The following is a 15,390-nucleotide window of genomic DNA, read 5'->3' on the forward strand; positions in this document are numbered from 1 at the left end:
GCTCCTGCACCACCCGCACGAGCGTGAGGAGACCCCATGAAGGGGAAAGTCGGAATCGTCGTCGGACTCGCGGCGGGCTACGTGCTCGGTTCGCGCGCCGGACGCGAGCGGTACGAGCAGATCAAGACCGGATTCCTGAAGGTCTGGCACACCGATCCGGTGCAGACGCAGGTCGACAAGGTCACCGCGCTCGGCAAGTCGGCGGCCCTCGCGCTGCCCAGCGCCCTGTGGGACGGCGCCGTGAAGATCGGCAAGGCCGCCGGCAAGAAGAACTCCACGCCCGGGCAGAAGCTCGACGCCGTCATCGGCGCCGGCAAGGCGTCGGCCGACGACGTCGCCGCGGCGGCGGAGGTCACCACGCGCGAGGTGAAGAAGGCCGCCACGCAGGCCGGCAAGCCCAGCAAGCCCGCCGCCAGCAAGCCCACCACCAGCAAGGCCACCACCACGAAGGCCGCCACCGCCAAGGACTCCTCCGGACCCACCACCGAGGCTGCGAACTGACATGAGCACGCCCCGCGGCTTCCGCGATCGCAACGACGACAGCTTCTTCACGCTGCTCGGCGACATCCCCGAGCTGGTCCGCAACCTCGTGACGGCCGAGATCGACGCCGCCAAGAAGTGGGCGGCGCGCGCCGGCAAGCAGATCGGGATGGGCAGCGCGTGGTTCGTGGTCGCCCTGTTCCTGCTGTTCTGGCTCATCCCCGCCCTCGGCGCGTTCACCATCATCGGCCTGGCCTCGTGGATGCCCGCGTGGCTGTCGTCGCTGATCGTGGTGGGCGTGCTGCTGGTCGGCATCGCGGTGTTCGCCTTCCTGGGGCTGCGCCGCTTCCAGAAGCTCTCCAAGACCGAGAACCCCGCGCAGGCGGTCGCCACCGACGCGCGCATCGTGAAGGACGTCGTCGATGAGTACTAATGCCCCGCTGCCCCGCACCGCCGTGCCGCTCGGCATCACCGACCCGGTCGAGAAGGCCCGCGCCGAGCTGAAGGCCGCGCTGTTCGCGATCGAGGAGAAGTCCAACATCCCCCAGCGCGTCAACCGTGCCGCCGACCGCGGCATCACCCGCGCACGCGAGTTCCACCGCCGCAGCCCGGGTGCGGCCACCGCCGCCGCGGCAGGCATCGCCCTGGCCGTCGGCACCGCGGTGTGGGGCCTGGTGCGCCTCTACACCCGCTGACCGTCGCCGACCACCCGGTCACGCGCCCTTGCGGCCCGGGGGTAGGATCTCACCAGGCAGTGGCGATGAGGCGGATGCTGCCGACGATGGCGACTTCGATGGATTCCCGAACCTGAACGGGGCGTCGCCGTGTCGGGCGCTCGATTTCGTGCGTCCGGAGTGACCACGAAAGCCGAACATGAACCACGCAGCAGCGGACGCGACGCCGTCCAAGCCCCTTCGCGGGTGGCGCGTGCTCGTGCCCCGCGGCGGGCCCTGGGGCGACTCGGTCGCCGCGACGCTGCGCGGCCAGGGCGCTGTTCCCGTGATCGCCCCGCTCATCAACTTCGCCCCCGCCGCCGACCCCGCCGACCTCGAGTCGGCGCTGCGCGAGCTGGCGGCCGGTGCGTTCGACTGGGTGACGCTCACCAGCGCCACGACCGTCGACGTGCTCTACGCGTACCGCGCGCAGATCCCCGCATCCACCAAGGTCGCCGCCGTCGGCGAGACCACCGCGGCCGCACTGACGGCGATGGGCTACCGGGTCGACCTCGTGCCCGACGTCGACAACTCCGCCGCCGGCATGGCCTCGCAGTTCATCGCGCTCGAGCCCGAACCGCGCCGCGTGCTCGCCCTGCGCAGCGAGATCGCCAAGCCCGTGCTCACCCGTGAGCTGTCGGCCGCCGGTCATCACGTGCGCAGCGTCGTCGCCTACCGCACGGTGGGTGTGCCCGTCACCGAGCGCATCGCGCACGATGTGCGCTCGGGGCGGATCAACGCGATCCTCGTCACCAGCGGGTCGGTCGCCGAGCAGGTGCGCGAGCAGTTCCCCGACATCCCCGAGGCGACCGTGGTCGCCGCGATCGGTCCGCGCACCGCCAAAGACGCCCGCCGCACCGGCCTGGGCGTGTCGGTCGTCGCCCGCGAGCAGTCCGTCGACGGGCTCATCGCCGCGGTCGGGCAGTTCCCGCTGCCGCACGCGACCGACGAATTCGCCATCTGAGGCCCCCGCGGGCGCGGGTGCGCGCCCCCCGGCATCCGGATCGTGACCTCCCCGTGAGCAATCCGGCGCGGTGGGCCTGGCAGACTGAAACGCATGGTGACTCTGCTGCTGGACGTGACGCGGCTGGAGGTCGTGCTGTCGGGCACCGAGCGTGTGCTGGCGCGACGGACCGAGAGCCTCAAGATCGCGCGTGAGCAGATCACCAAGGTGCAGCTCACCGACGACGGCTGGCCGTGGCTGCGCGGCGTGCCGAGCCCCGGCACCGCCGTGCGCGGCGTCATCGCCATGGGCACGTGGGCGGCCGCCGGCACCACCGACTTCGTGATCGTGCGCCGTCACCGGCCCGGTGTGGTCATCGACCTGAGCGAGGATGCCGAGTTCCAGCGCGTCGTGCTCACCACCCGCCACGGCGTCGCCCTGGTGCAGGCGCTGCACCTCGACGCGCCCGACGGCCCCGACGAGGTCACCGAGATCGGCGCCGGCACCGCCGACTGACGCCCGCGATGCCTGCACCGCCGACGGAGGCCGGCGGCGACGGGCCCGCGTCAGCTGACGTCGCGGCGCCAGCTGAAGAGGAAGCCGGCCACCAGGAGCACCGCGGCGTAGGCCAGGAGCACCAGGCCCCCGGCCCACCAGGCGACCTCGCTCTCGCCGCCGCCGCCCATGAAGCTCGTGTAGATGCTCGCGCCCACCAGGGCGTCGGAGGCGGCGCCGGGCAGCCAGCGCACCACGTCGGTGACGCCGTCGACGAACCCGCCGACGGTGCGCAGGATCGGCTCGAGGAACTGGGTGAACGCGATCACGCCCACCACCCCGGCCACCTGGTTGCGCACGAGCGTGCCGACGCCGATGCCGATCAGCATCCACAGCACGAACGCCACGGCCATGCGGGCGATCATCGCCCACGTGTCCGACTGGTCGAGCTGGGTGTCGACGCCGAACGCCGCCAGCAGCCCGGCGCCGGCGCCGACCGTGGCCGCGAGCGCGATGGCGGCGTAGAGCAGGGCCATCGCCACGCCGGCGGCGATCTTGCCGCCCAGGGCGACGCCGCGGCGGGGGGTGGCCAGGAACGTGGGGGTGAGGGTCTGGTGGCGGAACTCGCCGGTGACCACGAGCACGCCGATCAGCAGCGGGAAGACATAGCCGACGGCGGTGGCGAGGCTGTAGATCACCGGCGCGAGCACTTCTTCGGGGATGGGCGGGGCGCCGGTGGCCTCGCCGCCGATCGCGCCGCTGGAGACCGCGCCGAACGTGGCGGCCAGGCCCGCGGCGGTGCCGCCGACGTAGGCGACGAGCACGATGGCGAGGATCCACCACATCGCGGTGGAGAACTGCTTGGTCAGCTCCGACCGGGTCGCGTTCACGAGGCTCATCGCACGTCTCCTTCCGTCGGGGCCGGTGCCGGTGCCGCGGGGGCGGACTCCGGCGGCAGGAGGGTCGCCGGGTCGGGCGGCGTGGTGGGCAGGTCGCGGGTGCCGTCGACGAGGCCGAGGAAGACCTCCTCCAGCGCGGGGCCGCGACGCTGCAGCGACGAGAGGGCCACGCCGTGGGCGGCTGCGGCGGCGCCGACGGCCACCGGCTCGGCGCCGGCGACCACGAAGCCCGAGCGCATCGGCTGGTGGGCCAGGCCCGCGGCATCCAGCGCCTGCGCGAGCGCCACCCGGTCGGGGGCGTCGACGACGGTGGACTGGTCGTGGGCCTCGGTGAGGTCGCGCAGCGCGCCCTGGAACACGAGCCGGCCGCGGGCGAGGATGAGCAGGTCCTGCGCGGTCAGCTGGATCTCGGTGAGCTGGTGCGAGGAGACGAGCACGGTGCGCCCCTCGGCGGCCAGGGCCTGCAGGAAGCCGCGCATCCAGCGGATGCCCTCGGGGTCGAGGCCGTTGGCGGGCTCGTCGAGCACGAGCACGCCCGGGTCGCCCAGCAGCGTGTAGGCGAGCCCCAGGCGCTGCCGCATGCCCAGCGAGTAGCCGCCCACCTTGCGGCCGCCCACGTCGGCGAGCCCGACGACGCCGAGCACGTCGTCGACGCGCGAGAGCGGGATGCCGGCGGCGCGCGCATACACGGTGAGGTGCTTGGCGGCGGTGCGGCCGGGGTGGAAGCTCGACGCCTCGAGGGCGGCGCCCACCGTCTGCAGCGGATGCCGCAGCTGCGCATAGCGGCGGCCGCCGATGGTGGCGGTGCCGCCCGACGAGCGCACCAGCCCCAACAGCATCCGCAGTGTCGTCGTCTTCCCGGCGCCGTTCGGGCCGAGGAAGCCGGTGACGACACCGGGCTCGACGCGGGCGGTCAGGGCGTCCACGGCGGTGACCGCGCCGAAGCGCTTGGTCAAACCGGCGAACTCGAGCACGTGTCCTTCGGGCATGTGCGGCCTCTCGTCATCGTTCCGCGCGACGCGATGGTCGGGCAGGGGGCGGTCGGTCTTCTCCCATCCTGGCCGAAGTCGGCTCCCAGCGGGGGCAGGCGCGGCGGCGGGTAACGTTGCCGGGGTGACGGCAGACAGTCCCGCATCCGCCCCGCATCCCGCTGACACGCCGGGGAGCCCTCCCGAGCCGACGGTGCTGGTGCGCCGCGACGGCAGCGTCGGGCGCCTCACCCTCAACCGGCCGCGCGCGATCAACGCGCTCGACCTCGACATGATCCGGCAGCTGTCGGCGGCGCTGGATGCCTGGGAGCACCACGCCGACATCGAGGTCGTGCTGCTCGACGGCGCCGGCGAGCGGGGACTGTGCGCGGGCGGCGACGTGCGAGGCCTGCGCGAACAGGTGATCGGCGGGCACCCCGAGCAGACCGCGGTGTTCTTCCGCGCCGAGTACGCCCTCAACGCCCGCATCGCCGAGTACCCCAAGCCGGTCGTCGCGATCGCCGACGGCGTCACGATGGGCGGCGGCGTGGGCCTGGCCGGTCACGCCGCGGTGCGGGTGGTGACCGAGCGGTCGAAGCTCGCCATGCCCGAGACGCGCATCGGCCTCACCCCCGACGTGGGCGGCTCGTGGCTGCTCGCCCGCGCGCCCGGACGCACCGGCGAGTACCTGGCCCTCACCGGCGCGGTGATGGATGCCGCCGACGCGGTCTACGCCGGATTCGCCGACCACATGGTGCCCAGCGACCGCGTCGGCGACCTGCACGACGCCCTCGTCACCCGCGCCGACCCGCACACCCCGACCGAGCTCGTGCTGCTGTTCGACGAGACCCCGTCGCCCTCGCGGCTGGCCGCCGCCCGCCCGTGGATCGACGACGCGTTCGCGGCGGACACCGTGACCGAGATCATCGCCCGCCTGCGCGCGCGGCCGGAAGACGCGGCATCCGCCACCGCCGACACCCTCGAAGAGCTCTCGCCCACCTCGCTCGTGGTCACCCTGGCGGCCGTGCGCGCGGCCCGCGCCCTGCCGCACCTGCGCGCCGCGCTGGCGCAGGAGTACGGGCTGGTGCTGTGGTTCGCGGCCACCCAACCCGATCTGGTCGAAGGCATCCGCGCGCAGCTGGTCGACAAGGACCGCACGCCGCGCTGGAACCCGGCGACGCTGGCCGAGGTGCCGGACGGCACCGGCCGGGCGGCGCTGGCGTCCACCCCCGACCCGGCGCTGTGGGCCTGATGTTCGACAGCCCGCTCTCCGCGTCGGCGTACGACGTGCTCGGCGTCGCGCCGGGCGTGGACGACGAGACGCTGCGCAAGGCCTACCGGCTGCGGCTGCGCCAGACCCACCCCGACACCGGCGGCGATGCGGCCACGTTCGTGCAGGTGCAGCGCGCCTGGGAGCTCATCGGCACCGCCGACGGCCGCGCCCGCTACGACCGCGGCCACGGGTTCGGCGACGAGAGCGTCTCGTTCGGTCCCGCCACCGACGGCGCCCCGCAGTGGCGCCCCGCCCGCGGGGCCGCCGACACCCGACCCCGCGCGCGGTCGTTCGGTCAGCCCGGCGGCCGCCGCCGTGAGCTGTACCTGCAACTGATGCGCGAGTGGGTCGGCCGCGGCGCACCCCTCGACGACCCCTACGACCCGGCGCTCGTGCGCAGCGCCCCGCGCGACGTGCGGCGCCTGCTGGCCGACGCGCTGGCCGAAGAGGCCACGGCCCGCGCGGTCGGCGATCTCGGCATGGGCTACACGGTGTGGCACGACGTGGCCGTCGACCCCCGCGACCCGGATGCCAAGCTCGACCACATCGTGCTGGGCCCGAGCGGACTGTACGCGGTGCTTTCCGAAGACTTCGGCGGCCCGGTGCGCACCCGCCGCGGCGAGCTCATCGGCGACGAGGTCGCCGGCGCACCGGTGGCGACCGTCGTCGCGCGCGCCCGCGCCATGGCGCGCGCCGCCCGGGTGAAGTTCAGCGGCGTCATCGTCGTGCTACCCGACGACGACGTGGTCACCGCGATCGAAGAGCTCGGCAAGGTGCGCGGGCTCCCCGTGGCGATCGTCGGGCGCACCGCCCTGCCCACGGTGCTGCGCCGCGGCATCAGCGGCAGCCGCGACATCGGCGGCAACGAGCTGTTCGACGTGCGCACGCGCCTGCAGCAGAGCGTCCGCTTCGCCTGAGCGCTCCCCTGCCGGGCGCGCCCGGTTGCTCACTAGGGTGAGGGCATGGATGCCGCCACGTGGACCTTCGTCATCCTCGGGCTGGCGGTGGTGCTGTTCATCAGCGGCAAGGTTCCGCTGGGCATCGTCGCGATCGGGGTGGCGCTGAGCCTCTGGCTCACCGGCATCCTCACTCTCAACGAGGCCCTCGCCGGCTTCGGCGACCCCACCGTCGTGTTCATCGCGACGCTGTTCGTGGTGAGCGAGTCGCTGGATGCCACGGGCGTGACCGCCTGGGTCGGCAACAAGGTCGTAGGGCGCGCCGGCCGCAGCCGGCTGCGGCTCACCGTGATCGTGTGCTTCATGGTCGCCGTGCTGTCGGCGTTCATCTCCATCAACGGCGCGGTCGCGGCGCTGCTGCCGGTGGTGGTGGTCGTCGCGGTGCGGGCGGGCCTGGCCCCCGCGAAACTGCTCATCCCGCTCGCCTTCACCGCCAGCGCGGGATCGCTGCTGACCCTCACCGGCACCCCCGTGAACATCGTCGTCTCGGAGGCGGCCGCAGCCGCCGGCGCCCGTGAGTTCGGCTACTTCGAGTTCGCGCTCGTGGGCGTGCCGCTGGTGCTGCTGACCACGGCGGTCGTCGCGCTGCTCGGCGACCGGCTGCTGCCGGCGCGCGAGGCCGAGCACTTCGGCGCGCCGGATGCCAGCGACTACGCCGGGGCGCTGCGCTCCAGCTATGCGGTGGAACTGCCCACCGGGATGCTGTTCACCGCCCGCGAGGGGGTGGCCGAGGTGCTCGTCGCGCCCCGGTCGACCCTCATCGGCCGCACCGTCAGCGCGGGGATGACCACGCGCGACGAGAACCTCGTGATCCTCGCGCTGCGCCGGGGCGATGCCGAGGGGGAGGCTGCCGTCGGATCGCTCACCCTGCGGGCCGGCGACGCCGTGCTCGTGCGCGGACCGTGGGCCGCCCTCACCGCCTACGTCGCGTCGCCCGACGTGATCGCCGTCACCCCGCCGCAGGCGCTGCAGCGCGCGGTGCCGCTCGGCCGCGGCGCCAAGCGCGCGCTGGCGGTGCTCGCCGGCATGGTCGTGCTGCTGGCGACGGGCCTCGTGCCGCCGGCGGTCGCGGGGCTCCTCGCCGCGGGCGCCCTCGTGCTCATGCGGGTGATCACGGCGCCGCAGGCCTACCGCGCGGTGTCGTGGACGACCGTCATCCTCATCGCCGGCATGGTGCCGCTGTCGGCGGCGTTCACCTCGACGGGTGCGGCCGACATCGTCGCCGGCGGGGTCATCGCCGCCATCGGCGACCACTCGCCGCAGCTCGCGCTGCTGGTGCTGTGCCTCATCACGATGGTGCTCGGCCAGTTCATCTCCAACGTCGCCACGGTGCTGGTGGTCGTGCCGATCGCCCTCGCCGTGGCGCACGGCATGGGGGCGAGCCCGCTGCCGTTCATGATGGCGCTCACCGTCGCCGGGGCGGCGGCGTTCCTCACGCCGGTCGCCACGCCCGTCAACCTCATGGTCATGCAGCCCGGCGGCTACCGCTTCGGCGACTACTGGAAGCTGGGCGTGCCGCTCATGCTCGTCTTCCTGGCCGTCGCGGTGCTGTACGTGCCGCTCATCTGGCCCTTCTGACGCACGGCCCCGGTCGGCGGTGTTCCTGCTCCGGCGTCCGGCGTCAGTCGACGATGCCGAACAGCTCGAGCGGGTGCGTCAGGCGCCACCACGGGTCGGGGTCGGGCAGATCGGATGCCAGCTGTGCCGGCACCGTCGCCGCGCCGAGCGGGCCCGACAGGCGCAGCGAGCCCACCTCGTCGCCGGCGGCGCGGGCGTCGCCGAGGTCGATCGTGGGGGTCGCCGACGCCGAGGTGCGGTTCCACAGCACCACCGATGCGTCGCCCTCGGTCACGACGTCCGACGACGCGCCCCAGGGGGTGGTGACCACGCCGATGCGGGTGCCGCCGGGCATCACGGGAGGGGCCGACACCTCGGCGGTGATCGTGTCGAGCAGCCGCTGGGTCTCGCCGTCGCGGAGCGCGTCGGTGGGCTGACCGAGCACGGTGGCGAACACGCGCACCGTCTGGTCGCCGACGACGACGTCTTTGGCGGTCAGCAGGTTGTAGAAGTCGGTGAGGCCGCCGGTCTTGACCCCGACGACGCTGGGGTCGACGAGCAGGTCGTTGGTGTTGACGACCAGCCCCGCACCGGGCAGCTCGACCTGCGCGGTGCGCACGATCTCGGCGACGACGGGGTCGGCCAGCGCCAGCTCGCCGAGGGTGATGAGCGCCGCCGGCGGGGCGGCGTTGGCGCGGCCGATGCCGGTGGGGTCGACGATAGTGATCGCCGACAGCTGGTGCCCGGCCAGCCACGTGCGCGCGGCCGAGGCGAACACGGCATCCGTCGGCCAGTACTGCGACGCGAGGTAGTCGGCGTAGTTGCCGGCCGACCCCATGAGCACGCCCTGCAGCAGCTGGTACTGCGTGAGGGTGCCGCCCACCGGGAAGGGCAGCGCCGACTCGCCGCGGGCGAGGAAGTTCTGGTAGGTGCGGGCGTCGGCGCGCGTGAAGGTGTAGGTCGGGCCGCTCTCGCCGGGGGCCAGCGGCGACTGGTCGAGCACCATCAGCGTCGTGACGACCTTCGTGATGCTGGCGATCGAGGCGGCGGTGTCGGCGGATGCCGCGTCGGCGGCGATCCCGCCCACGCCCACCGCACCGGCGCCCGCGGCCGGCCAGGCCACGGCGGTGTCGGCGGCCGTCAGCGGCGTCACCTCGACGGTGCTCGCCACCGGCGCCACCGCGTGCAGCGGCCACAGCAGCGTGGCCGCGGCGTACGAGCCGACCAGCGCCATGATGATGAGGATCGGGAGGACGATCGTGGGGCGCAGGGGGTTGCGCCGCGGGCGGCGGGCCAGCAGATCCACCGTCACCCGCTGGGCGGCCGGCGGCTTCGGGCCGATGCGGTCCTCGTCGAGCCAGGTGAGCGCGTGACGGCCCGAGTGGGTGATGACGACATCGGGCGCCGACGACGCGTCGGCGGGGGCGAACAGCGCCTCGGCGGGATCGGCATCCGTCGCCGGGGAGGTCTGGTCCTGCGACGCTCCGGCCGACTCGGGGGGCGCGTCGAGCTGGGACATGGGCACAAAACTACCGTCCGCGCCAGGTCGCTATACTCAACGACACAACCACGGGAGTCCGGTGAGCCGGGCTGAGAGGAAGCGATCCACGCTTCGACCGTCGAACCTGATCCGGATCATGCCGGCGCAGGGAGGAGAACACATGCACGTGTCCGCGTCTGAGACCACCGTCCGCACCGCCTCGTCGGGCCGCTACAGCTGGCGGGTCGTCGACATCGTCGTCGCCGCCGTGCTGGGTGTGGCCATCGGCCTGCTGTTCTGGGCCTGGAACACCGTCGGCGGCGCCTGGTTCGGCGCCATGGACGCCCTCACGCCGGGCCTCGGCGGTATCGCCGTGGGCATCTGGCTCATCGGCGGCGTGATCGGGGGCCTGGTCATCCGCAAGCCCGGCGCCGCGCTGCTGGTCGAGGTGGTCGCCGCGATCGTCTCGATGCTCATCGGCAACGTGTGGGGGGTCTCGACGGTGTTCTCGGGCATCGTGCAGGGCCTGGGCGCCGAGCTCGTCTTCGCCCTCTTCCTCTACCGCCGCTTCACGCTGCCGGTCGCCGTGCTCGCCGGCATCGGCGCGGGCGTGGCCGCCTGGATCTTCGAGCTGTTCTACGGCAGCTCGCCCAACATCCTCAAGAGCCTCGAGTTCAACGCGATCTACCTCGGGTCGGTCGTGGTCTCGGGCGCGATCCTCGCCGGTGTGGTCGGGTGGCTGCTCGTGCGCGCCCTCGCCGCCACCGGGGCGCTCAGCCGTTTCGCGGTGGGCCGCGAGGCGCGCGCCGAGGTCTGACGATGACCGGCGCGGCGCGCATCACCGCCGACGGGTGGGGCTGGCGCTACGCCGGCCGCCGCCTGCCGGCGGTGCGCGACGTGTCGTTCACCATCGAGCCGGGCGAGCGCGTGCTGCTGCTGGGCGCGTCGGGGGCGGGCAAGTCGACGCTGCTGGCGGGTATGGCGGGGCTGCTGGGCGGAGCCGACGAGGGTGAGATGAGCGGCGACCTGCGCGTCGACGGCGCCCCGCCGCAGACCCAGCGCGGCCGGGTCGGCCTCGTGCTGCAAGACCCGGATGCCGGTGTCGTGCTCTCGCGCGTGGGCGACGACGTGGCCTTCGGATGCGAGAACCTCGGCGTTCCCGCATCCGAGATCCCCGGCCGGGTGGCCGACGCGCTCGACGCGGTGGGGCTCGAGGTGCCCCGTGACCATCCGACCAAGGCGCTGTCGGGGGGCCAGAAGCAGCGGCTGGCGCTGGCGGGCGTGCTCGCCATGCGTCCCGGCATCCTGCTGCTCGACGAACCGACCGCGAACCTCGACCCCGCCGGGGTCGTCGAGGTGCGCCGCGCCGTCGAGCACGCCGTCGCCCGCGCCGGCGCGACGCTCGTGGTCATCGAGCACCGCACCGCCGTGTGGGCGGACCTGATGACCCGCGTGATCGTCGTAGGCGCCGACGGCGGGCTGCTGGCCGACGGCCCGCCCGCCGAGGTCTTCGCCGCGCAGGGCGCCGAGCTCGCCCGCGCCGGCGTGTGGGTGCCGGGGGCCGCCGTCGACCTTCCGGCGCTCGCCCCCGCCACCGGCGGCGTCGCGCTCCTGTCCGCACGGGGGCTCGCGATCTCCCGCGACGGCCGGATGCCGGTGCGCACCGGCATCGACCTGACCGTGCCGCGCAGTGCCGCGACCGTGATCACCGGGCCGAACGGGGCCGGCAAATCGACCCTCGCCCTCACCCTGGCGGGCCTGCTGCCCGAACTGCGCGGGCAGGTCGAGGCGGCATCCGAGCTGGCCGGTCGTCGCGGCATCCGCCCGTCGCGGTGGAGCTCGCGCGAGCTGCTCACCCGCATCGGCACCGTCTTCCAAGACCCCGAGCACCAGTTCCTCGCGCGCAACGTGCGGGAGGAACTCGCCGTGGGGCCGCGAGCGGCGGGGCTCGACGACGCGGCGACGGCCCGCATCGTCGACGAGCTGCTCGACCGGCTCGGCCTGAGCGCGCTGGCCCTCGCGAACCCCTTCACGCTGTCGGGTGGCCAGAAGCGCCGGCTGTCGGTGGCGACGGTGCTCGCCACCGGGCCACGGGTGGTCGTGCTCGACGAGCCCACGTTCGGGCAGGACCGCCGGGGCTGGATCGAGCTGGTGCGGCTGCTGCAGGAGCAGATCCTCGAGGGGCGCTCGGTGGTCGCGGTCACCCACGACGACGACGTGGCGCACCACCTCGGCGGTCAGCGCGTCGCGCTCGATCCCGTCGACGATGCGGCGGAGGCGGCATGACCGCCGTCGCGTCGCGCCCGCGCACCGCGCCGGTGTCGGCCTGGCTCGACGGGGTGAACCCGGCGACCAAGGTGCTGCTCGCCCTGGTGCTGTCGGTGCCGCTGCTCGCCTCGATCGACGTCGTCAGCGCCCTCGTCGCCATCGCGCTGCAGCTGGCGTGCGTGCCGTTGACGGGACTGACCTATGGCACCGTGCTGCGCCGGCTGCTGCCGCTCGTGCTGCTCGCGCCGATCGCCGGCATCAGCATGCTGCTCTACGCCGAGCCGGCGGGCACCGTCTACTGGTCGTTGGGCCTCGCGACCATCAGCGACGCATCGATCCAGTTCGCCGTCGCCGTGGCCGTGCGCGTGTTCGCCCTCGCGCTGCCGACGATGCTGCTGTTCGGCCGCACCGACCCGAACGACCTCGCCGGAGCCCTCTCGCAGATCGTGCACCTGCCGAGCCGCTTCGTGCTCGGCGTGCTCGCCGGCACCCGCACCCTGGGGCTCTTCGTCGACGACTGGCGGGCCATGGGCCTGGCCCGCCGCGCGCGCGGCGTCGGCGACCGCGGCGCGCTGCGGCGCTACTTCTCGATGGCGTTCGTGCTGCTCGTGTTCGCGGTGCGCCGCGGCACCAAGCTCGCCACCGCCATGGAGGCCCGCGGCTTCGGCACCCCCGTCGAGCGCACCTGGATGACCCCCTCCCGCCTCCACCCCCGCGACGCCGTCGCCGTGCTCGGCGCCGTCGTCATCATCGCCGTCGCGCTCGGTTTCGCCGTGGCCGCCGGGACGTTCCGGTTCGTCTGGTCCTGACGGGTGGGGGTCTGTGCCCATCGGGCCCGGGGTGGGTCCCGGTGGGTGTCGGCATCCGCACCCGCGCTTTACGGGACATGGGTGCGGGGCGCGTCCCAGGACCGGTGGGTTGTCGGCCGCGCACCCGCCCTTTGTGGGACATGGGCGCGCGGCGCGTCCCTGGATCGGTGGGTTGTCGGCCGCGCACCCGCCGTTTGTGGGACACGTGGCTTCGGGGCGTCCCGCGAACGGTGAGTGGCGGCATCCGCAGTCGCCGTTCGCGTGACGTGTGGCTTCGGGCGTCCCGCGAACGGTGAGTGATGGCATCCGCAATCGCCGTTTGCGTGACATGTGGCTTCGGGCGTCCCGCGAACGGTGAGTGATGGCATCCGCATGCTCGCGGGAGCGGATGCCTTCGGTCGGGCCGCACTCCCCGGCGCGCAGCGCCCGAGCGCGTCCCGCGATCTGCGGGTCACGCCCCTCCGCACCCGCATTCTGTGGGACGTGCCTCGATCCGGCGTCCCACAATCTGCGGGTCACGCCCTCCGCACCCGCAGTCTGTGGGATGCGCCTTGAGGCCGCGTCCCATAATCTGCGGGTCACCCCCTCCGCACCCGCAGTCTGTGGGATGCGCCTCGACCCGGCGTCCCACATACAGAGGGTCACCCCCTCTGTGCTCACCTTTTGCGGGACGCGGCATCCGAGCGAGTCCCGCAATCTGCGGCCCACTCCCGTCCGCACCCGCGATTTGCGGGACCTGGCTCGAGGCGGCGTCCCACATTCTGCGGGTCAAAGCCCCCGCACCCGCACATCGAGGGACACCCCCACACCCCCCGCCTCACCCCTCCAGCTCCCGCACGAGGCGGGCGGGGGCGGTGCGGCGGTAGGAGGCGTCGACGAGCTCGGCGATCTCCGACCAGTCGGCGCCCGCGTCGACGTCGATGCCGAGCCATCCGGCGGGGCCGAGGTAGGCGGGCACCCAGAAGCGCGGGTCCTGACGGAGGGCGGGCTCGTCGAGCGGGTCGGGCAGCACGAGCACGGCGGCGTCGCGGCGGATCCACTTGCCGTCGATGCGCTGCGACCCGCCGAAGTACGCGAAGACCTTGGTCGTGTAGAACGTCGGTCGGCCGTGGCTGATCTTCTCGGATGCCCCGGGGAGGGCCCGCGCGATGCGGCGCAGCCGCCGCAGCAGCGGGTCGGCGTCGTCGAACATCAGGGGATGGCTCATGTCGCGTTCCACAGATCGCGGTAGTAGTCCAGCCGCTCGCGGTCGGGCGGCATGCCGTAGGCGGCGATGAGCTCGTCCTCCCACCCGGGGCCGTAGTTCCAGGCGGTGCTCATGGATGCCACGGCGATGTCGGCCCACCGATCGCCGATGCCGAGGGCCCCGAGGTCGACGTGCCCGAGCGGGCCGCCGTCGTCGTTGAGCAGGGTGTTGGGCACGCACGCGTCGCCGTGGCACACGACGAGGCGGTCCACCGGCGGCGGTTCGTGCAGCGCCGACGGCACGCGGATGCCGCGGCGCGCGGCCGCCTCGAGCCGGACCGGCACCGTCCACGCGAACGGGCACCCGTCCACCGGCAGCGCGTCGTGCAGCATCCGCAGCCCCCGGCCCACGGCGCGCACGGCGGTGGCGGGCTCGGCGATCCAGCGCGCGTCGACGGCCGACCGCCCCGGCAGCGCGACGGTGACGAGCCACTCGTGCGTGGCATCCGCCCCGTTCTCGAGCACGCGGGGCACGGTGGCATACGGGGCCGCCCAGGCGAGTCGGGCGGCTTCGTCGGCGAGGCTCACCTCGTCGTCGTGCGGGGCGTACTTCACGTAGCGCCCGTCGCCGGTGCGCCACGTGACGCCGCCCGCCTCGTTGAGCCACACCGGCTCGAGGTACGCACCGCCGGCGAGCCGGCGGACGAGCGCGGGCACGGGCACCTCGGTGGTCGGAATGGTCATGCCCTCATCCTCGCCCCGCCGTGCGCGGGGCGCATCCCGTCTGGTTGAGTGGAGCCATGGGTGCCCTGCGTGTCGGTCCGCTCACCGCGGTGGATGCCGTCGCCGGCGCCGCCCGGGATGCTGCGACCCCCGACGCCCCTGGCGCCGCGCGCCTGCCCGCCGCGCCCGTGCTGCCGGCTGTCGCGATCGGCGACGTCGCGGTGCGGCACGTGCGACTGACCACGAGCGGCGTCGAGCTGTGGCAGGGCGCCGAGCCGCACGAGGCGGTGGCGTGGGGGGAGGTCGCCGATGTGGAGCTCGACCTGCCGACGACGCGGCTGCCCTCGCCGCTGCTGGCCGACTCGATCGGGCCGGTGCTGCTCGGCGTGCTCGGCGACGCGTACACCGCTGAGCCCAACCCGGTGACGGCCCGCGTGGTGACGCGGTCGGCCGGTGCTCAGGAGTGGGAGCTCGACGGCCATCACGTCACCGGGTACCGCCGGCGCGACGCGGAGCTCACCGAGCGGCTCGTGGCACGGCTCGTCGCCGAGCCCGATGCGCGGGTGCTGCTGGCCGTGCCGGGCGAGCTGCTCGCCCGCCTGGGCACCGTCGCCCGACCGCGCAGGTGAGACCCGGTTTCA

The 15,390-nt window shown here is 73.9% G+C and carries 17 protein-coding genes and 1 riboswitch; of the genes, 12 read left to right on the forward strand and 5 right to left on the reverse strand.

The annotated features are described in order from the left end of the window. Window positions 1-36: 36 nt before the first annotated feature. The 5 genes from N3K63_RS05205 to N3K63_RS05225 all read left to right on the forward strand — a co-directional run bounded on the left by N3K63_RS05205 (window position 37) and on the right by N3K63_RS05225 (window position 2,652). A complete protein-coding gene (locus N3K63_RS05205; protein ID WP_261578924.1) occupies window positions 37-501 on the forward strand; it encodes a hypothetical protein in 465 nt (154 codons plus the stop codon). A gap of 1 nt (window position 502) precedes the next feature. Next, a complete protein-coding gene (locus tag N3K63_RS05210) occupies window positions 503-913 on the forward strand; it encodes a phage holin family protein (protein ID WP_261578925.1) in 411 nt (136 codons plus the stop codon). Then, a complete protein-coding gene (locus N3K63_RS05215; RefSeq protein ID WP_261578926.1) occupies window positions 903-1,175 on the forward strand; it encodes a hypothetical protein in 273 nt (90 codons plus the stop codon). Before N3K63_RS05210 ends, N3K63_RS05215 begins: the two co-directional genes overlap by 11 nt. Window positions 1,176-1,353: 178 nt before the next feature. Beyond that, window positions 1,354-2,157, forward strand: a complete 804-nt coding sequence (locus tag N3K63_RS05220) for a uroporphyrinogen-III synthase (RefSeq protein ID WP_261578927.1) — start codon at window positions 1,354-1,356, stop codon at window positions 2,155-2,157. A 93-nt stretch (window positions 2,158-2,250) separates the two neighbouring features. After that, window positions 2,251-2,652, forward strand: a complete 402-nt coding sequence (locus N3K63_RS05225; protein WP_261578928.1) for a hypothetical protein — start codon at window positions 2,251-2,253, stop codon at window positions 2,650-2,652. Between the two features lie 50 nt (window positions 2,653-2,702). On the opposite strand, the gene N3K63_RS05230 is transcribed toward N3K63_RS05225, so the two are convergent. After that, window positions 2,703-3,530 (reverse strand): ABC transporter permease, encoded by an 828-nt coding sequence (locus N3K63_RS05230; protein ID WP_261578929.1) that lies wholly within the window; start codon window positions 3,528-3,530, stop codon window positions 2,703-2,705. After that, window positions 3,527-4,519 (reverse strand): ATP-binding cassette domain-containing protein, encoded by a 993-nt coding sequence (locus tag N3K63_RS05235; protein WP_261578930.1) that lies wholly within the window; start codon window positions 4,517-4,519, stop codon window positions 3,527-3,529. Before N3K63_RS05235 ends, N3K63_RS05230 begins: the two co-directional genes overlap by 4 nt. Window positions 4,520-4,712: 193 nt before the next feature. Here N3K63_RS05235 and N3K63_RS05240 point away from each other — a divergent pair, with 193 nt between their 5' ends. Genes N3K63_RS05240 through N3K63_RS05250 form a run of 3 tightly spaced genes read left to right on the forward strand, consistent with a single transcriptional unit; the run spans window position 4,713 to window position 8,305 of the window. Next, on the forward strand, window positions 4,713-5,750 hold the full coding sequence (locus N3K63_RS05240; RefSeq protein WP_261579203.1) for an enoyl-CoA hydratase/isomerase family protein: 1,038 nt from the start codon (window positions 4,713-4,715) through the stop codon (window positions 5,748-5,750). Then, window positions 5,750-6,688 carry a DnaJ domain-containing protein gene (locus N3K63_RS05245; RefSeq protein WP_261578931.1) on the forward strand — a complete coding sequence of 313 codons (939 nt, stop codon included), beginning with the start codon at window positions 5,750-5,752 and terminating at the stop codon, window positions 6,686-6,688. The genes N3K63_RS05240 and N3K63_RS05245 overlap by 1 nt, the downstream gene beginning before the upstream one ends. Before the next feature lie 45 nt (window positions 6,689-6,733). Further along, window positions 6,734-8,305, forward strand: a complete 1,572-nt coding sequence (locus tag N3K63_RS05250) for an SLC13 family permease (RefSeq protein WP_261578932.1) — start codon at window positions 6,734-6,736, stop codon at window positions 8,303-8,305. A gap of 43 nt (window positions 8,306-8,348) precedes the next feature. Here N3K63_RS05250 and N3K63_RS05255 read toward each other — a convergent pair whose 3' ends face one another. Then, window positions 8,349-9,803 (reverse strand): D-alanyl-D-alanine carboxypeptidase, encoded by a 1,455-nt coding sequence (locus N3K63_RS05255; RefSeq protein WP_261578933.1) that lies wholly within the window; start codon window positions 9,801-9,803, stop codon window positions 8,349-8,351. A 40-nt stretch (window positions 9,804-9,843) separates the two neighbouring features. Further along, window positions 9,844-9,953: riboswitch (TPP riboswitch) on the forward strand. Between N3K63_RS05255 and N3K63_RS05260 the strand changes: the two genes are divergently transcribed. The 3 genes from N3K63_RS05260 (at window position 9,946) to N3K63_RS05270 (ending at window position 12,841) form a co-directional block, all read left to right on the forward strand. After that, window positions 9,946-10,581, forward strand: coding sequence for an ECF transporter S component (locus N3K63_RS05260; RefSeq protein WP_261578934.1), 636 nt, complete (start codon window positions 9,946-9,948; stop codon window positions 10,579-10,581). (Overlaps the previous riboswitch by 8 nt.) A 2-nt stretch (window positions 10,582-10,583) precedes the next feature. Beyond that, window positions 10,584-12,050: an ABC transporter ATP-binding protein gene (locus N3K63_RS05265; protein ID WP_261578935.1), complete on the forward strand. Its 1,467-nt coding sequence runs from the start codon at window positions 10,584-10,586 to the stop codon at window positions 12,048-12,050. Next, on the forward strand, window positions 12,047-12,841 hold the full coding sequence (locus tag N3K63_RS05270) for an energy-coupling factor transporter transmembrane component T family protein (RefSeq protein ID WP_261578936.1): 795 nt from the start codon (window positions 12,047-12,049) through the stop codon (window positions 12,839-12,841). The genes N3K63_RS05265 and N3K63_RS05270 overlap by 4 nt, the downstream gene beginning before the upstream one ends. Window positions 12,842-13,658: 817 nt before the next feature. On the opposite strand, the gene N3K63_RS05275 is transcribed toward N3K63_RS05270, so the two are convergent. Next, window positions 13,659-14,048 (reverse strand): MmcQ/YjbR family DNA-binding protein, encoded by a 390-nt coding sequence (locus N3K63_RS05275; protein WP_261578937.1) that lies wholly within the window; start codon window positions 14,046-14,048, stop codon window positions 13,659-13,661. After that, entirely contained in the window at window positions 14,045-14,770 is a 726-nt protein-coding gene (locus N3K63_RS05280; RefSeq protein ID WP_261578938.1) for an aminoglycoside 3'-phosphotransferase, read from the reverse strand. The genes N3K63_RS05275 and N3K63_RS05280 overlap by 4 nt, the downstream gene beginning before the upstream one ends. 56 nt (window positions 14,771-14,826) lie before the next feature. Here N3K63_RS05280 and N3K63_RS05285 point away from each other — a divergent pair, with 56 nt between their 5' ends. Then, window positions 14,827-15,378, forward strand: a complete 552-nt coding sequence (locus N3K63_RS05285; protein WP_261578939.1) for a hypothetical protein — start codon at window positions 14,827-14,829, stop codon at window positions 15,376-15,378. Window positions 15,379-15,390 lie beyond the last annotated feature (12 nt).

Source organism: Microbacterium festucae, assembly GCF_025421715.1.
Taxonomy (GTDB): Bacteria; Actinomycetota; Actinomycetes; order Actinomycetales; family Microbacteriaceae; genus Microbacterium; species Microbacterium festucae.

Coding starts and splice junctions, on each gene's coding strand:
- N3K63_RS05205 (WP_261578924.1), top strand. CDS start 37: ATGAAGGGGAAAGTCGGAATCGTCGTCGGACTCGCGGCGGGCTACGTG.
- N3K63_RS05210 (WP_261578925.1), top strand. CDS start 503: ATGAGCACGCCCCGCGGCTTCCGCGATCGCAACGACGACAGCTTCTTC.
- N3K63_RS05215 (WP_261578926.1), top strand. CDS start 903: ATGAGTACTAATGCCCCGCTGCCCCGCACCGCCGTGCCGCTCGGCATC.
- N3K63_RS05220 (WP_261578927.1), top strand. CDS start 1,354: ATGAACCACGCAGCAGCGGACGCGACGCCGTCCAAGCCCCTTCGCGGG.
- N3K63_RS05225 (WP_261578928.1), top strand. CDS start 2,251: ATGGTGACTCTGCTGCTGGACGTGACGCGGCTGGAGGTCGTGCTGTCG.
- N3K63_RS05230 (WP_261578929.1), bottom strand. CDS start 3,530: ATGAGCCTCGTGAACGCGACCCGGTCGGAGCTGACCAAGCAGTTCTCC.
- N3K63_RS05235 (WP_261578930.1), bottom strand. CDS start 4,519: ATGCCCGAAGGACACGTGCTCGAGTTCGCCGGTTTGACCAAGCGCTTC.
- N3K63_RS05245 (WP_261578931.1), top strand. CDS start 5,750: ATGTTCGACAGCCCGCTCTCCGCGTCGGCGTACGACGTGCTCGGCGTC.
- N3K63_RS05250 (WP_261578932.1), top strand. CDS start 6,734: ATGGATGCCGCCACGTGGACCTTCGTCATCCTCGGGCTGGCGGTGGTG.
- N3K63_RS05255 (WP_261578933.1), bottom strand. CDS start 9,803: ATGTCCCAGCTCGACGCGCCCCCCGAGTCGGCCGGAGCGTCGCAGGAC.
- N3K63_RS05260 (WP_261578934.1), top strand. CDS start 9,946: ATGCACGTGTCCGCGTCTGAGACCACCGTCCGCACCGCCTCGTCGGGC.
- N3K63_RS05265 (WP_261578935.1), top strand. CDS start 10,584: ATGACCGGCGCGGCGCGCATCACCGCCGACGGGTGGGGCTGGCGCTAC.
- N3K63_RS05270 (WP_261578936.1), top strand. CDS start 12,047: ATGACCGCCGTCGCGTCGCGCCCGCGCACCGCGCCGGTGTCGGCCTGG.
- N3K63_RS05275 (WP_261578937.1), bottom strand. CDS start 14,048: ATGAGCCATCCCCTGATGTTCGACGACGCCGACCCGCTGCTGCGGCGG.
- N3K63_RS05280 (WP_261578938.1), bottom strand. CDS start 14,770: ATGACCATTCCGACCACCGAGGTGCCCGTGCCCGCGCTCGTCCGCCGG.
- N3K63_RS05285 (WP_261578939.1), top strand. CDS start 14,827: ATGGGTGCCCTGCGTGTCGGTCCGCTCACCGCGGTGGATGCCGTCGCC.